Genomic DNA, 1049 nt, shown 5'->3' with positions numbered 1-1049 from the left:
GCTGGTTGCCGTCCTTGTCCTTGCGGACGCTGGTGGTCGCCAGCGAGATACGCGTAATGCACATCCCGCCCTGGGTGTACTTCACGTCAGGATCGTTGCCGAGGTTGCCGACCAAGATCACTTTGTTGATTCCACGGGCCACAGGTTTACTCCTTCGTCAGTTGTTGAACCTTCGCCTCTACCTCGGCGTCGGCCTTGCGGATTTCTTCGGACAGCAGCTTTATGGCTTCCTCATCGCGGGTAACGCGGCGGATTGCCAGCTGCAGGTGATCGGGCCAACGCGGGTCATAGCTGACTGCATCGACCCATCCCCAGCCAGTGACCATCAGCTGGTGCTGCAACTGCCAGCGGTATTCATCTGCGTGGGCGCCGGTCAGCAATGCGTCCAGGTGCTTCCCCATCGAGGACGGACACTTGATCTCGACCAATCCGCCATCGCCAACCAGCCCATCAGGGGAACATCCGGTGTTCGGAAGCCAGCCGCAGGTGATGAATCCTGTCTCCACTACGGCTTGCCCGGTGTTGAAGCTGTAGGCATCGCGTGCCTCGCCCTCCAGCTCGATGCCGCGATCCATGGCCGCATTCCGGTAGCCCTCAACCGTCTGTCCGGTGATCCGCTCAGCCACCAGAGTGGCGATCAGGTTGGCGCGGGCAGCACCTGGGCCAGTCTTGGTCCGGGCCATTAGGTCAGCGGCGCGGGAGGCGGTGAACTTTCCGGCCCGTGCCTGCATCCAGTCCTGCGACTCTTGGGCGGCGTTGGCCTTCAATTGGCAAGCTCCTTCGCCTTGGCCGACCACAGGGCGCGAATCTGGCGAAGTTCTTGTGCAGGAATACCGTTCTTCGACTTCAAGTCAGCGCCGATGCTGTCCAGCTCGAGCTTGTCAGCGGCGGCGTTGATGGCCGAGGCCCACTCGCTGATATCGAAGCCGGTCACGGATGCAAAGGCGTCATCGTCCTCACCATGGCTGGTCAGGTTCAGAAGCGCGGACGCTGTGTAGCGCTTCCCGTAGCTGACGCTGGACGCAACCGCCTGGACTGCGTTCTTGTTG

3 protein-coding genes are annotated in these 1049 nt (G+C 61.7%); all 3 read right to left on the bottom strand.

The genetic code is table 11. The features are described 5' to 3' along the window. Positions 1-121, bottom strand: a 121-nt coding sequence (locus ACFC0D_RS38765) for a single-stranded DNA-binding protein (RefSeq protein ID WP_376446844.1), incomplete at its 3' end; no start/stop codon positions are given. 25 nt (positions 122-146) lie between these two features. Continuing rightward, positions 147-767, bottom strand: coding sequence for a lambda exonuclease family protein (locus ACFC0D_RS38760; protein WP_376446842.1), 621 nt, complete (start codon positions 765-767; stop codon positions 147-149). After that, positions 764-1049 (bottom strand): hypothetical protein (locus tag ACFC0D_RS38755; protein ID WP_376446840.1); only part of this gene is annotated, 286 nt, incomplete at its 5' end. The genes ACFC0D_RS38760 and ACFC0D_RS38755, both read right to left, overlap by 4 nt.

Origin of the sequence: Streptomyces sp. NPDC056222 (genome assembly GCF_042264065.1) — a bacterium.
In the GTDB taxonomy this organism is placed as follows: domain Bacteria; phylum Actinomycetota; class Actinomycetes; order Streptomycetales; family Streptomycetaceae; genus Streptomyces.
Note: the sequence above shows the minus strand (reverse complement) of the source record. Positions and strands in the feature narration are given on the sequence as shown.